General features: G+C 47.6%; 11 protein-coding genes. 2 read left to right on the top strand and 9 right to left on the bottom strand.

The window, feature by feature from the left end; genetic code table 11:
• Positions 1–49 precede the first annotated feature (49 nt).
• The 9 genes from ACMXI2_RS14855 to ACMXI2_RS14815 all read right to left on the bottom strand — a co-directional run bounded on the left by ACMXI2_RS14855 (position 50) and on the right by ACMXI2_RS14815 (position 12,004).
• Entirely contained in the window at positions 50–616 is a 567-nt protein-coding gene (locus ACMXI2_RS14855) for an RNA polymerase sigma-70 factor (RefSeq protein WP_483782347.1), read from the bottom strand.
• Between the two features lie 52 nt (positions 617–668).
• A complete protein-coding gene (locus tag ACMXI2_RS14850) occupies positions 669–872 on the bottom strand; it encodes a helix-turn-helix transcriptional regulator (RefSeq protein ID WP_483782346.1) in 204 nt (67 codons plus the stop codon).
• Positions 873–1,069: 197 nt separating this feature from the next.
• A complete protein-coding gene (locus tag ACMXI2_RS14845; RefSeq protein WP_483782345.1) occupies positions 1,070–1,672 on the bottom strand; it encodes a TetR/AcrR family transcriptional regulator in 603 nt (200 codons plus the stop codon).
• 31 nt (positions 1,673–1,703) lie between these two features.
• Positions 1,704–2,987 carry a TolC family protein gene (locus ACMXI2_RS14840; RefSeq protein WP_483782344.1) on the bottom strand — a complete coding sequence of 428 codons (1,284 nt, stop codon included), beginning with the start codon at positions 2,985–2,987 and terminating at the stop codon, positions 1,704–1,706.
• Positions 2,988–3,022: 35 nt separating this feature from the next.
• Complete coding sequence (locus tag ACMXI2_RS14835) at positions 3,023–6,142, bottom strand: efflux RND transporter permease subunit (RefSeq protein WP_483782343.1); 3,120 nt, start codon at positions 6,140–6,142, stop codon at positions 3,023–3,025.
• Positions 6,143–6,181: 39 nt separating this feature from the next.
• Positions 6,182–7,210 (bottom strand): efflux RND transporter periplasmic adaptor subunit, encoded by a 1,029-nt coding sequence (locus ACMXI2_RS14830; RefSeq protein ID WP_483782342.1) that lies wholly within the window; start codon positions 7,208–7,210, stop codon positions 6,182–6,184.
• Positions 7,211–7,433: 223 nt separating this feature from the next.
• The gene (locus tag ACMXI2_RS14825; RefSeq protein ID WP_483782341.1) at positions 7,434–8,339 is read right to left on the bottom strand and encodes a helix-turn-helix domain-containing protein; all 906 of its coding nucleotides are present in this window, start codon (positions 8,337–8,339) and stop codon (positions 7,434–7,436) included.
• 78 nt (positions 8,340–8,417) lie between these two features.
• On the bottom strand, positions 8,418–9,416 hold the full coding sequence (locus tag ACMXI2_RS14820) for a lipid A-modifier LpxR family protein (protein ID WP_483782340.1): 999 nt from the start codon (positions 9,414–9,416) through the stop codon (positions 8,418–8,420).
• Between the two features lie 137 nt (positions 9,417–9,553).
• A complete protein-coding gene (locus ACMXI2_RS14815; RefSeq protein ID WP_483782339.1) occupies positions 9,554–12,004 on the bottom strand; it encodes an ABC transporter permease in 2,451 nt (816 codons plus the stop codon).
• Positions 12,005–12,185: 181 nt separating this feature from the next.
• Between ACMXI2_RS14815 and ACMXI2_RS14810 the strand changes: the two genes are divergently transcribed.
• Both ACMXI2_RS14810 and ACMXI2_RS14805 read left to right on the top strand, forming a co-directional pair.
• The gene (locus tag ACMXI2_RS14810; protein ID WP_483782338.1) at positions 12,186–13,730 is read left to right on the top strand and encodes an MFS transporter; all 1,545 of its coding nucleotides are present in this window, start codon (positions 12,186–12,188) and stop codon (positions 13,728–13,730) included.
• Between the two features lie 142 nt (positions 13,731–13,872).
• On the top strand, positions 13,873–14,886 hold the full coding sequence (locus ACMXI2_RS14805) for an alpha/beta hydrolase family protein (RefSeq protein ID WP_483782337.1): 1,014 nt from the start codon (positions 13,873–13,875) through the stop codon (positions 14,884–14,886).
• The last annotated feature ends 9 nt before the right edge of the window (positions 14,887–14,895 follow it).

Genomic DNA, 14,895 nt, shown 5'->3' with positions numbered 1-14,895 from the left:
TTATACCAACAGGTACAAAATTTTGTTCGGCTACCCGTATGCCGCAGTGTTACCAAATTATGAACAAAAGGCAGAGGACATATGGATCGCTCATTTTACCTCTTAGTAAGTGGAGTGTAGCCGAAATATGTTTTTCAACGGTGCGGGAAGAAATACCCATTTCTGTGGCAATTTCCTGGTATGACAATCCCTTTTCGCGGCTGAGGATAAAGGCTTTGCGGCGTTGAGGGGGCAGCGTGGAAAGCGCTTCGTAATAGGTAGCTTTTGTTTCTTTGTAGCGGATCGCTTCTTCCACATGTTCATATGACAAAGGCAGCGTATCTTCCGGAAGGGTAGTAGTAGCAGTGGCTACTGCTTGTTTGAGGTGATTGTACAGCTGGTTCCGGGCGCTTACAAATAAATAGGCGGTGATATTTTTTTCCTGTTGCAGGCGATCCCTTTTACTCCACAGGTTGGCGAATACTTCCTGCAAAAGATCTTCTGCTATCTCATCCCGTTTTACATATTTTTTAAAATAGAAGAAAATCTTCGCCCCATGCTTACGGAACAGGTCCGTAAACAATTGCTGATCATGATCCGCATTGGGATACGCGATATATAAAGTAGTGGAAGGCAAAATAAATAATGCACAAAATAGCTACTCATTGTTACCGGAAGGTTAAGTTGCTTTATTCATCATGGGGTTCCAGTGTAAACAGCTGTTCCACCGTAGTTCCAAAGATGCGCGCTATTTTTAACGCCAGTAAGGTAGAAGGAATAAACTTACCCAGTTCTATGGCGTTAATGGTTTGCCTCGATACATTTGCTTTCTCCGCGAGTTCCGCCTGCGTGATATTTTGTTTGGCCCGTGCTACTTTAATCGTGTTTTTCATATTGCCTTACTTATTGTAGCTGCCGGTGAATCATCACCGGCCGAAACCCCTTATTTTTATAGGATACCTTATCAATGAAAGTATTTATGGGCGCCAAAGTTCAGCTGCTTTTTTCCTTCCCGCGGCGATGCTTTTCAGCGGGAAGTAAATATCCGGTACTGAACAGACGCACCCGCCTGTTCAGTACCGGAGGCTGTTTAATCATCATCCCGTCTTTCATCCATTAATTTCATGCCTTTTATATTTACCAGTCCGTGTAGAAATATCCTGTTCATTTCACGATAAACCCTTTCCGGGCCAACGCCCAGCATCCGGATGTCTTCCAGGATGATCTGCAAACAGGTAAAGTGTATTTCCCCGATGAGAGCCCGGTCGATGTTGCTGCGGTAAATTTCTTCCTTATGTCCGCGGTCGATATTTTCCACGAGGAAAGGAATAAGGGCATCATTCCTGAACTGATCCAGTTTCTTCCAGCTGCCTGCATAGTACTTTCTGAGTTCATGAAAAAAGATGGGCTTAATGCGCCGGAGGATACTTTCGGTGATGCGAAAAAAGTTACTCATTTCTGAGATGGCATTCACCGACACATACCGGTTCAGCGACAGGTACCGGACGGATTTCGCAGTCCATTGTTCCATGATAAAATCCACCAGGTGATCTTTACTGTTGAAGTATTCATAGAAGGTTCTTTTAGACATGCCGCAGTTTTTCATGATGTCTTCCACTGTAATGCTTCTGATACCGCTGTGGCAGAACAATGCCGATGCGGTGGCTACTATCTTCTCCCTTTCTTTTTTCATACAATGCAGTTTTAGCTGTTACGGGAATTGATTATTGCAGGGTGCCGGTTGCTTTTTTATAAGCCGCTTCGTTGATCTTATATTCTACTTTACTGTCGATAATGCTGCTGTATGCCTGTTGCCAGATGGCCTGCGCTTCCTGTACGTCTTTACCGGTGATGGTGCCGGCTTTGAGCCGGTCGTTGGCCAGTTTGAGGTTTTCCTCGGCCTGTGCCAGCGACAGGAGTGATTTATTTATTTTTCTGACAGATTGATTAAGGGCAAGATATGCCTGTTGTACTTCAATGCTGATCAGTTCCTTTGTTTCTTCCAGCTGTTGCTGTTGTGCAGAGATTTTAAAAGATTGTTCTTTTATTTTACTGGCTTTTTTGCCCCAGTCGAAGATGGGGATGCTGATACTGGCAAGACCGTAATAGGATCCCATGAAATCGTTGCCGTTGCTGATATTCACGCCTTTTCCGGCGGTAGCGAGGCCCGCGGCGCTTACACCAATGGTGGGGAGCCGGTCGCCTTTCAGTATTTTTTTCTGTAGTTCTTCTGCTTCCAGCGAATTTTTCAGGAGCTTTATTTCCGGGCGGTTATCTGCGGCGGTTTGCCATTCTCTGAGGGTAAGTTCGTTAAAGTTGCCCGTAACCGAATCCGCTACTGCAAAAGCGGTATTGCCCGGCATGCCTGTGATCTGCGCCAGGTAAAGTTTTGCGAGCACAAAGCCATCTTCCGCCTGTGAAAGATTCACTGCGGCTTCATTCAGATTTACTTCCACGCGGAGCAGGTCATTTTTGTAGATGAGTCCTGCGTCGAAGGAATTTTTTAATTCTTTTTGCAAAGATGTCAGCATCTCCTGGTACCTGCGGGCGAGAATTATTTTTTCGTTGGCCTGAACAATCTGCCAGTATGCTTTATTTACATTCAGCAGTACTTCTGCGGAAGTAAGGGCTTTCTGATTTTCCCGGATACTGATACCTTTTGCTGCGGCGGCTTTGCCTGTGCGGATCTTTCCGCCTGCATAAATGGGTTGTGTGGCCGTAACGGAAGCAGTGGCAAAGTACTCCGGGATGGCGCCGTTTAATGCGCCGCCAATGGGTTTGCCGAGATATGCACCCAGTACCGACCCGTCGATAGAAGGGTAGGCATTGGCTTCCGCTGATTTGAGGGCAGCCTGGGCCGCGTTGATTTCAAATTGTGCCGCCTTTATTTTTTTATTCTGTTCCAGTGCCAGCCGCTGGCAATCGGCGATGGATAATACCGGTGTTTGTGCCAGTATCACATTGCCCGTCAGCATAGCCATTATAGTAAATATGGATCTTAATTTCATTACTCTTGTTTTATAAATATGGCAGTATGGATAAATTAATGCGTCGGTTTATACATGATTTCCACGGCAGCATCAGGCGCTTCCGCCGTTTCCGGTGCGGGTCTTACAAAAAGGTAGTAAAGCACGGGAATCACAAACAGGGTAAGTACCATCGATACAATTAACCCCGACGCCAGTACGCTGCCCAGCGGCGCCCACAGCGGCGATTTCCCGATGATCATGGGTAACACGCCAATGGCTGCTGCCGCCGATGTGAGGAAGATGGGACGCATACGCCGTTTGGCTGCGCCGAGTGCCGCGGCTTTTATCGTATAGCCGTGGTCCCGTATCAGTTCATCGGCATAGTCGACCAGGATAATACCATTACGCACCACGATACCTATCAGGCTGATGATACCCATGAAGGCGGTCATGCCCATTGGATTACCGGTTATATACAGGCCGAGGAAGGCGCCCAGTAAACTGAGCGGGAAAGTGGCCAGGATGATGAGCGTTTTTCCGAAGGTTTTAAACTGGAACAGCAATGTAAGCAGGATCAGGATCAGGCTGGTGCCCAATGCCAAGCCCATGCCCGGGGCATTTTCGCCGGACGATTCCGCATCGCCGCCATATTGTATACTGATGCCCGGCGGCAGCTGCAACTTCTCAATTTCAGGTTGCGCTTTCTTCAGTATTTCGGAGGCCATTACGCCCATTTGCGCTTCAGACAGCACCGTGAGGGTACGGATGCCATTCCTGTGGGCTATTACGCCCGTATGCCACGAAGGCGTGAGTTCCGCTACTTCTTTCAACGGCACCTTGCTGCCATACATGCTGATGAGATGAAGATTGCTGAGGTCACTGAATTCTTTCCTGTTATTGGCATCCAGCCGGAGGAAGATGTCTACGGGTTTATCTCCCTCCCAGATCTGGGACACGGCAAAGCCTTTCAGGCCGGCGCCGATGGTTTGTGTGATCAGCTGGTTGGAAACGCCCAGCCTGGCGGCGGCATCTTCTTTTATTTTGAGGCTTACGCCGAGGTAATCGTCTTCATAGTCGGAGCGTACCCAGTTGGCGCCGTGCGTATGCCGGAGGATTTCTGTTACCTGTGCGGCAACGCGTTTCTGATCATGCAGATCTTCGCCGATGATGCGCACGGCCAGCGGAGATCCTTCCTGCATGCTCAGTTGCCTCAGGCGGATATAGCCGTTAGGTACAAATCCTTCAAACTTTGGCAGGTATTCCTTTACGAGGTCGTTGGTAGCATCATTGCCGGAAGTGGTGATAAATACCTGGGCGAAGTTCCTGCGGGGCATCTCCGGTGCATAGGTAACGTTGAACCGGGGAGAGCTGGTGCCTACAAAGCTGGCGATGCTGGTTACGCGCTTGTCTTTTTGCAGTTCCTGTTCCACGAGCTTTACCACCCGTTCTGTTTCTTCCAGGGAGGTGCCGTTGGCCATCCATATTTCGGCGTTGAATTGTTTGCTTTCACTCAGCGGAAAGAACTCCTGTTTCACTTTTCCTGCCAGTACCAGTGACAGTACGATGGCGCCTGCGGCAATGCCCACGGTTGTTTTCGGGAAGCGGAAGGCCAGTTCAATGCCTTTGTTAAAGGTATTCTGTAAACGATCCAGCAGGCTTTTTCTTTCTTTGGTGGTACTTACTTTATGCTTCAGCCCTTTCTTGATAAATACATAACAGGTGTATGGCGTTAACAGTAAGGCTACCGCCATTGAGGTGATCAATGCTACTGCAATGGTTACCGGCAGGGCGGCGATGAAATCTTTGGAGATGCCGTTCATGAACAACGCCAGGGGCGCGAAGGCGAAGATGATAGCCAGTGTTGCGGTGAAAATGGGGAGCGACAACTGTTTGGCTGCCTGCCAGGCAGCGGTCCACGGCGTGATGTCTTCATCCAGCTTCTCAATATAATTGTCTACCACTACAATCGCATTATCTACCACCATTCCCAATACAATGATCAGCGCAGCGAGGGTTACCTGGTGCAGTTCTATGCCCATGATATTGATCAGGCCAAACGTAATCAGGATGGAGATAGGCGCTGCAAGAGAGGATACAGCTGCCACGCGTACGGGCAACAGCAGCATCACTACTATGATAACGGAGGCAATGGCCAAACCAAACTCCTTCATAAAGTGACGGATGCTTTCATCCACTACTTCCGGCTGGTTTACGATGGTGGTTATTTTTACATCTTCCGGAAAATCCTGCTGGATTCCTTTCAGTTTATCCTGTACAATATGACCGAACTGCACGATGTTGTTGCCGGGCTGCATTTCAATAGCGAGCATCATCACCTGGTCGTCACCTATACGGATAAACGAAGAGGGTTCTTCAAAGCGGCGTTCAATTTTCGCTACGTCTTTCAATCGCACTACTGTGCCCTGCGGCGTGGTGTAAATAATCTGCGATGCGATGTCTGCTTCGGTTTTATACTGGCTGTTGGTAAATACCGGGAAGGTATTGGAGCTGATAGTCATTTCTCCTGAATAGCCGGTAACGTTCTGCATTTGCAGGGTGCGGATAATAGTTGACAGGTCAAAACCATACTGCTGCATCTTCTGATCATCGATGGTAACATATAGTTGTTGCTTCTGGCCGCCGGACCTGTTTATTTTGGACACTTCCGGAATGATTTTGAGCCCGTCTTCTATTTTATCCAGGTATTTTTCTATCTCGGCATAACTGCGTTGATCAGAGGATACCGTAATGATTTGTGCGGTTACATCTCCAAAATTACTGTTTACTACAGGGCCAATTACACCGGAGGGAAGCGTTTGCCTGGCTACGGTATTGAGGCCGTGTTGCAGGGTGCTCCAGAATTTTTTCCGGTCTTTGATACTGGTGTGTAATTCCACGGTGATGAAAACCTGTCCGTCTTTTGTTTGTGATTTGGTTTTCGCTTTATTTACTTCTTCAAAGGAAAACAGGTATTGTTCTATTTTATTGGTTACCTGTTTTTCCATTTGTACTTCGTCTGCGCCGGGGTAAAATGCGTATACCATTGCTACGGGCATATCTATCTTCGGGTTCTCGGACCGCGGCATATTAAGCAGTGAGTAGGTACCCAGCAGGAGCAGCAATGCCGTTACCACGATGGTCACCTGTTTATATCGCATGGCAGCTTCAATGAAGCTGATCTTTCTTTTTTTCATTCTTCCAGGATTGTCGGACTAAGTAAAAATTGTTTAATGCTACAGGCTGATGGCGGTACCGTCTTTCAGGTTGGAATGTCCTGCGGTAACTACCAGTTCGCCGCCATTTAATCCGGTTGTTACCACTACTTCATTTTTGCCGGTGAGGGCGCCTACGGTGATACGTTTGCGTACGGCTTTGTTTTGCGCGTTGGTGATAAACACGTAGGTGATATCGTCCGCATCCCTTACTACTGCGGTGGCCGGAATGGTGAGTGCATTCACGGTGCTGCCGGTATTCATTTTAATGGTGGCCAGCATACCGGGAAGGAGCTGCCCGTGTTGATTGTTCAGTTTTATTTTGACGCTGTAAGTACGGGAGGTAGCATCGGCCTGGGGGTTGATGATGGTGACCTTCCCGGCGGTGCTGTCGTTCAGCGTGGGGATAAATACCATTGCGCCGGCGCCTTGTTTCAATGCGCCTACTTCACTTTCAGGTACGGTTACTTTTGCGTACACCATATCTGTTTTAATGATGGTAAAAGCCGGAACGCCGGGAGCGGCTGCGCTGCCTCTTTCAATTTTCCGGGCGGTAATGATGCCGGTGATGGGCGCATAAAGACGGCTGTCGGCGATATGTTTGGCGCTGATCAGTTTATTGGCTTTGGCTTGCGCCAGTTTTGTTTTTATGTCGATATAATCTTTCGCAGGTAAGCTACCTTTTTCGTAGAGTGCATTCAAACGGCCATACAGATCTTCTGCCTGGTCGAGTGATGCGTTGGCAATGGCGAGTGCATTGCTGTATTCGGTGGCGTCGAGCGATGCCAGTAACTGTCCCTGTTTCACCAGCTGTCCTTCTTCCACAGTAATATTATTTACCACGCCTGGCACTGCAAATCCTATCTCCGCGGTATTATCAGGTTCTATGGTACCGGAGTAAACCAGCTCCCGGGCGATATCACTTTTCTGAACTTTGAACACGTTCACTTTCACGGGAGATTGCTGCGGTTGTTTTATTTCATTGCTGCCACAGGCGGTAAGTGCTGCCGCCATGATAAAAAAGGAAACTGGTTTAAACGTCGTTGACATAAACGGATTTTATTACTATGATGAAATACAAGTATTGTGTGCACAAAATTAGGGGAGATGGCAGCGCGGAAAAAGGTTCATAAATCGGGTAATATGGTCTGAAAGTCGGTTTGTTTTTAACTACATACGGTAATGGGTATACGAAAAAAAGAGGCCGGGTAAGAGTATCCCGGCCTGTACCTTAAACCTACAACTGTTACACTGTTAGTCGTAACAATAATCTTTATTGATGAATTGAGCGGAACTCTTTAGGGGAGTAGCCCGTATGTCGTTTGAAGAATTTACCAAAGAAAGACTGGTCGCTGAAATGCAGCAGCTCTGCTACCTGTGAGATGCTGAGTTTAGGATCATCGAGCAGGAGTTTGGCTTCCAGCATCACAAAATCGTCGATCACTTCTCCCGCATTTTTACCTGTCATTTCTTTAACGGTTTCTGTCAGGTATTTAGGCGTTACAAATAACTGTTCTGCATATTGCTGCAGGTTGCGCTGGTGCCTGAACTGTAGCTGTACCAGGTTGGTAAAGCTGATTACCAGGCTTTCCTTTCTTGAAATATTGGACGTTTTGTGTTGTTGGTATTTTTTGCTCAGCGCTGCCAGTTCATAAAGCAGCAGGAAAAAAGTATGATGCAGTAATTCTTTTGCAAAAGGCGCTTTCTGCAGCAGGTTATCGGAGCGGATGGCCAGTTGGTTAAGGTGTTCCGATATGATATGCGCATCTTCTTTACTAAGCTGCCAGTGCGGTGAATACCTGGTAGTGAAGTAATCATACAGCTCCATTTTTGCAGGAGGCATTCCAATGGCCACCAGGAAATCCAGTGTAAAACTCACCACAGAAACCACAGCTGTTTTATCAATGGAGATCATTTTTTTGTTGCTGCTGGGTGATGCCAGCAACAGGCTGTTGGGGCCCATTGTATGCTCCTCGCGGTTTAAGGAGCCTTTGATTTTTCCTTTTTTTACCAATAGAATGGTAGTGAAATCTGACCTGAAGTTTGTTCTTATATTATTAAAATCAGCCAGGCTCATATCATTAAAGATGGAGATACCAAAGTTGTACGGCAACTCCGGAAATCCATTTTCACGCATAAATTCCGCGTGTTTGTATATCTCGCCCCGTCCCTGGTTCATAGTGCAAAGTTTCATTGATCTGAGTTGCCTTCAAAGGTTAATAAGTCGGCAATATTGGTCAAAAAGTCGGTTGCCCGTTTACCATGCAAGATAAAAAGAAATATTGCCTACTTCGTGATGTGATAATCCGTTGATCACGGGCGACATGGTTCGCTGGGTGAGAGAGAAACCTACTTTCCCGTATACAGCCACCAGTCCGAAGTCTATACCTGTTAACAGTTTATTACTGGCAAATGTTGGGTGGTTGCCTGGTTTGGGTGGTTGTTGGGGATCTTCCGGGGGAGCTACGCCTTTCACGAGTGCGTTGGTGAACATCAGTTCCACACTGGGCCGGATGGTGGCGTAGAGCTGCCAGCGCTTTGTGGTGGCGTATTGGGAAATATACCCGTTATAGTAAGGAAACATTTTGCCGATCCTGATCAGGGAATACACGGCGAAACCATTCAGCATGGTGCCGGTGTATAACTGACCGCCTGCGGTTACTTCTGCTATCTTTTTATACGCTGCTAGTTGTTTTTCTGCGGTGAAATTGAGATTCAGGAGCAGTTTGTTCCCGATCTGGTTACGCCATCCACGGGGTCTTGTATAGCCGAGAATGCGGTGGGCAATGGTTTGTGTTTCTTTTGCCAGCGCCCAGGGGCCCATTACACCGGCAAACCATTCCGTTTGGAGGTTGTATTTACGAACGGGATTGGAAGAGTGGAGGGTATGCGTGATAAACAATCCGCCGGCATAGGCAAAGTCGCCCGGTACGGGCACCACTTTCCGGAGGTCCTGGGGGGTAAACATCACCTGCATAAATCCCCAGCCATAGGTATTGATGCTTTCTTTGCCGGCTTTTGGCATCCAGCGGTCGGGAAGGGCATGCGGAGGATGCTGCCTGGTATAAAACAAATCGAACCGGGTACCATTGGTATATGCCTGGTCCGTTCCATTACCATTCAGGTTAATGAAGTCGTTATCTTCGTAAAAGCGGAATAACCGCGTATTTTCAGTGGAAGCCTGTGCTCTCAGATCATTCCAGGGTGTGCCTATTATGCCGCAGTAAACCAATACTGATAAGATCGTCTTTTTCATCGAGTGCCTGACATCTTTGCAAAGATCGGACAATGAAGATAAATAAAGATGGTCGATCTATCGGAATAATTGGTAAAAAAGCCGGTTATCTGTCAACCGGCTTTTTTATCTGAAATGATCATGTAAAGATAACATGACTATTCTGCCTTTAAGCTTTTCACGGGGTTGGCGAGGGCTGCTTTTACCGATTGGAAGCTTACTGTTACCAGTGCAATGAACATAGCAATGATGCCTGCCAGTACAAATATCCACCAGGAGATAGGCGCGCTGTAGGCAAAGCCCTGCAGCCACTTGTGCATGGCATACCAGGCAATGGGCGCAGCCAGCACGGCGGCAATGAAAACGTACCGGAGGAAGTCCTTGCTCAGCAGGGCCGCAATATTACCCACGCTGGCGCCCAGCACTTTCCGGATACCGATTTCTTTGGTACGCTGGCGGGCAGTAAAGGCGGCGAGGCCAAATAAACCAAGACAGGAGATAACAATGGCGATGGTCATGCCGGTGTTCATCAGCTGTTCCATTTGTCGTTCCCGTTCGTAAAATTTACGGATGGTATCGTCATAAAAATGGTAGTCGAATTTTTCGTCGGGGTATACCGAAGCATATGCTTTCCTGATGCCAGCAATGGTACGCTGCAGTTGTTCGCCGGTATAACCGGCCAGCGACAGCTTCACATTTACAAACCGGCAGATCTCCAGGGAAGAAGTGATGAAAACCGGCTTGATCTGATCACGGAGTGTAGCGGAATGAAAGTCGGCCAATACGCCAACAACGGGTATAATTTTCCGGGATGGCCCGTCACTCATACCCGACTCTACAAATTTACCGACCGCATCTGCCGGGTTTTTAAATCCCAGTGCTTTGGCGCAGGTTTCATTGATCAGTACTTCGCTGATGGTATCTGAAGAGTGCAGGTTTCTACCGGCTACCAGCTTTAACTGGTACAGGGGCAGATAGTTTTCATCGCCGAATTCGAGGTGGCAATTTGCGCGCAGTTCGGTTTTGTCTGTGTATTTAAGATCTGTGCCCCAGTGGCCTTTGTCGGAAGGAGGGCCCTGGCTTAAGCTGACCATTTCCACCTGCGGCAGCAACCGGATCTTCTCCGCTAATACACGGGGAAGGGTTTTGGCATATGCGCGGTTAGTATCAAAGGTGATAATCGCATCTTTCGTAAATCCAAGATCTTTGTTCAGCATATACCTGATCTGGTTATTGATCACCAGGGAGCCAATAATAAATACCAGGGAGATGGTAAACTGGAAAACGACCAGGCCTATACGAAGATATCCCCGTTGGTTTCCTTTCAGCCCGGTGCTGCCTTTGAGACTTTGTACCGGTTTAAACGAAGACAATATTTTGGCCGGGTATAAGCCGGACAGCAACGTGGTAAACAGGGTGATGAGCAACAGGAAAAGGAGGGTAGGCCAGCTGAATAAATGCAGCGACACACCTTCAGGCATAAACGAACCGAAAATTTCCAGTAAAGGCTTTACCGTTAAAAGCGACAATAACACCGCAGATGTTGTAAGGAGGAATGTTTCCGTAAGGAAATATATCACCAGGCTCCGTTTGTTGCTTCCCAGCACTTTCCTGATCCCTATTTCTTTAGAGCGCTCCACTGATTGGGCAGTGGAGAGATTTATGAAGTTGATGGCTGCAATGATCAGTATAAATAACGCGATGGCCATGAGGCCGTACATGGTAGGCAGATGTGCTTTATGTCCGAATTCATCCGAATAGTCGCTGTTAAAATGGATGTCCGCTAATGGTTGCAGATGAAAGGCTTTGCTTACACCGGCTTGCCCCAATACCCGTTCGTTTGCAAAGGCCGCCAGCTGCCGGTTCAGCAGTACCGTATCAGCGCCGGGGTTTAGTTTTACATATGCCTGTGTGCCGCCGAACATGCCCCACTGGCCGAACCCGAATTCATTTTCGAACGGGCTGTTCTTTACCGAGGCAAAGGAGATAAAATCGTTGAAGAGGAAATCACTGTTTTGCGGAAGGTCTTTCACAATACCAGCTACAGTTAACGGGATAGAGTCGTTATAGGTAACAATTTTCCCGAGGTATTTTTCTGCAGGCAGTTCGCCGAAGTATTTAGCTGCTTTGCCGGCGGTTAATACTACTTTGAAAGGTTCCTGTAAAGCAGTGGCAGGCTTACCGGCCAGCCAGGTATATTGAAACACGCTGAAGTATTCAGGGTAAGCGATCACCACATCGGGTTTATTGCCGCTTTCAAACTTCTTCACCACGCCGTTACTGCCGGAAACAGAGACTTTGGGATAAATAGGATGAATAGCCGCCAGCGTTTGAACGCCTGCAAATTTATTGGATAAAGCCTCCGGTGCCGAATCCGGCACACGGGACATTTTACTGATGCCGCGTTCCGGAGAATTGAGCTGCGATACAACCCGGTAAATGCTTTCTTTGCCGGGGTGAAAGTTATCATAACTCAGTTCAAAATGAACACTGAGAAAAATCACCAGGCAGGCGCTGATGCCAAGCGCCAGGCCAATCACATTGATGGCGGCATACACTTTGTTGCGGAGCAGATTTCTCCAGGCTATTTTTATATAACTTTTGTACATAACTGGAAGTTGTGGGATTGACCGCTAAAGAATGAAAAATATGCCAACAATAACAAGTACTGATATTGATAACGTTATGATTCTTATTATCATGTTAAATGTCCGCTTGTGCAACCGGCGTGTCCGGAAATGGACAGGTAATGAAGGGAACATTTTAAGCAGTTGAACGTTAATCATTATCATGACAACCGTAGCACTCCGTAGTTCCGAAGGCAGATGGGTGATGGTAGCCACCATTCTCGCTTCTGCTATGGCTTTTATAGATGGCACCGCATTGAACGTGGTGTTGCCTGCCCTGCAACATAACCTGAACGCTTCTGCGGCAGACTTGTTCTGGGTATTAAACGCCTACCTGCTCATGCTGGCTTCGCTCATATTGATAGGTGGCACACTGGGCGACAGGCTGGGCCGCAAAAAAGTTTTTATGGCCGGCATCTTTGTATTCATCCTGGGTTCTGCCGCCTGTGGGTTTGCCGGCACTGCCACGCTGCTGATCATTTTCCGGATGATACAGGGTATCGGCGGCGCGCTGATGATTCCCGGAAGCCTCTCTTTAATTACTTCTTCCATCAATGAAAATGAAAGAGGGAAGGCTATAGGCACCTGGTCGGCCATCACTACGCTGGTGACAATGGGCGGCCCTATACTTGGCGGTGCGCTTGCGGATGCCGGGCTGTGGCGGTATATCTTTTTCATCAACGTGCCTATTGGCGTGGCCGCCCTGGTGTTCCTGGCATTGAAAGTAAGGGAGAGCAGGGATATGGAAGGGGTTCAGCGGCTGGACTATCCGGGTGCGGTGCTTACTGCAGCAGGGCTGGCCCTGCTCACTTTTGGATTTCTGTGGATGCCGTCGCTGGGGTTCCATGATCCGGAAGTATACGGTACCATTGCAGGCGGCGTAATATTGTTGATTGTTTTTATAGTGGTAGAAAATAAAAGCCGTCACCCTATGCTGCCGGTACACCTGTTTAAGAATTTAACTTTCACCGGTACAAACCTGCTGACCTTCTTTTTGTATGCAGGTCTTGGCGCCGGGATGTTGTTCCTTTCGCTGGACATGGTGCAGGTACAGGGTTACACCCAGCTTCAGTCCGGGCTTACCTTTTTACCCTTTACGGTATTAATGATCATCATTGCGCGTTTTGCGGGGAGTCTTGCTGATAAATACGGTCCCCGTTTATTCCTGGTGGCTGGTCCGTGTGTTGCCGGCAGCGGTTTGCTGTTGCTATCCTTTGTAAAACAAACGCAGGGCGCCGCCGATTACTGGACTACTTTTTTTCCCGGAATGGTAGGTTTGGGATTGGGCATGTCTATCACCGTGGCGCCGTTAACTGCTGCTGTAATGGGTTCGGTGAGCGATCATTTATCCGGCACTGCCTCCGGTGTAAACAATGCCATTACCCGTATTGCCGGTGTTTTTGCCAATGCTATTTTTGGTGCGCTGGCAGTATTATTCTTTTCGGGAGCAGTGCAGCGGGAAGTCCGTGAGTTGCCGTTGAATAGCGCACAGCAGGAAGCGGTAGTAGCGCAAACCGTGAACCTGGGAAATGCCTCCGTGCCTGCGGATATTGACAGCGCACATCATCATGCCATCCGTAAAGTATATAAAGATGGGTTTATTGCGGCTTATGGAAGTATCATGCGGTTATCCGCAGGACTGGGTTTTATGGGCGGCCTGATGGGTTTTCTTTTTATCCGTAAACGGCCGGCTGCCAATCTTTACTGATATTACGTATAGCTGTAGCCGTTATATTCCCCGCGCATGCGGTAGTGAAGATCTATAGATAGTTTTATACTTATTGTAACTTTGCTGGTGATTGCCGCGGAGAAGCGGCAGGAGGGGAATGTTTAACATCACACTTTTTACAATGAAATCAGCATGCTGGCTTTTAATTATTTTCCCGGTAGCACTTCAGGCGCAGAATGGAAGCGAAAAGTTATTTGGGTATCGACATCTTCAGACCTTATATAAGGGCGACACCGTGGACATACTGGTAAAATCAAAGGAGGGAGACGAGGAAAAAAGAAAACCGGTATTTCTTTTCTGCCAGGGAAGTTTGCCAATTCCACTTATGATTACCTATGAAAGAGGCGGGAAAAAGGAGCTGGGGAATGTATTTGTTTTCAATCCCGATGTGTTAACAGATGAATATCACCTGGTGGTTATCAATAAGCCGGGAGTTCCTTTGAAGGTTGATCAGCAGAGACTGTCTGATGATTTTACTTTTAAAGACAGTATGGGTCATTTTCCGCGGTCATACGTAGAACGGAATCTCCTGGATTATTATGTTGAAAGAAATAAAGAAGTAATCCGGTTTTTGCGAAAGCAAAACTGGGTCTCAAAAGACAGGCTGGTAATAGCGGGGCACTCCGAAGGAAGCACTATCGCTGCTAAGGTAGCGTTAGAAACCAACGCCGTTACGGCACTGATCTATTCCGGCGGGAATCCCCTGGGACGGATTATGACCATTATTGAGCGCAATAGGTTGCTGGAGAAGGATTCCGCTGACTTAACAGCAGAGAATATGGATCATTGGCAGAAGGTAGTAAATGATCCGGAGCAAATGGATGGCAACAACAATGATACCTATAAAGCAACGTACCAGTTTTCAGTGCCACCTATGGAATATCTTGAAAAATTAAAGATCCCGGTGTTGGTTTCGTATGGTTCAAAAGATGCTATAGCTCCATTTGATGCGTATTTACGGGTAGAAATGATCCGACAGAAAAAGAAGAACTTTAGTTTCCGCGTTTACCCGGGAACAGAACACAATTATTTCCCGGTAACTGCAGATGGAACAATAAACTATGACATTTTTAATTGGGACAAAGTGGCGGCAGATTGGCGTAAATGGCTGATGCAAATGGATAAGGGAAGATGAATGTACTGA

Source organism: Chitinophaga sp. G7 BAM 1005, assembly GCF_057126945.1.
The sequence above is the reverse complement of the archived record's forward strand: the minus strand, read 5'-3'. Positions and strand labels throughout refer to the sequence as shown.

Bases quoted from the DNA above. Each gene is read 5' to 3' on its own strand.
- ACMXI2_RS14850 (WP_483782346.1), bottom strand. From the start codon at position 872: ATGAAAAACACGATTAAAGTAGCACGGGCCAAACAAAATATCACGCAG.
- ACMXI2_RS14845 (WP_483782345.1), bottom strand. From the start codon at position 1,672: ATGAAAAAAGAAAGGGAGAAGATAGTAGCCACCGCATCGGCATTGTTC.
- ACMXI2_RS14840 (WP_483782344.1), bottom strand. From the start codon at position 2,987: ATGAAATTAAGATCCATATTTACTATAATGGCTATGCTGACGGGCAAT.
- ACMXI2_RS14835 (WP_483782343.1), bottom strand. From the start codon at position 6,142: ATGAAAAAAAGAAAGATCAGCTTCATTGAAGCTGCCATGCGATATAAA.
- ACMXI2_RS14830 (WP_483782342.1), bottom strand. From the start codon at position 7,210: ATGTCAACGACGTTTAAACCAGTTTCCTTTTTTATCATGGCGGCAGCA.
- ACMXI2_RS14825 (WP_483782341.1), bottom strand. From the start codon at position 8,339: ATGAACCAGGGACGGGGCGAGATATACAAACACGCGGAATTTATGCGT.
- ACMXI2_RS14820 (WP_483782340.1), bottom strand. From the start codon at position 9,416: ATGAAAAAGACGATCTTATCAGTATTGGTTTACTGCGGCATAATAGGC.
- ACMXI2_RS14815 (WP_483782339.1), bottom strand. From the start codon at position 12,004: ATGTACAAAAGTTATATAAAAATAGCCTGGAGAAATCTGCTCCGCAAC.
- ACMXI2_RS14810 (WP_483782338.1), top strand. From the start codon at position 12,186: ATGACAACCGTAGCACTCCGTAGTTCCGAAGGCAGATGGGTGATGGTA.
- ACMXI2_RS14805 (WP_483782337.1), top strand. From the start codon at position 13,873: ATGAAATCAGCATGCTGGCTTTTAATTATTTTCCCGGTAGCACTTCAG.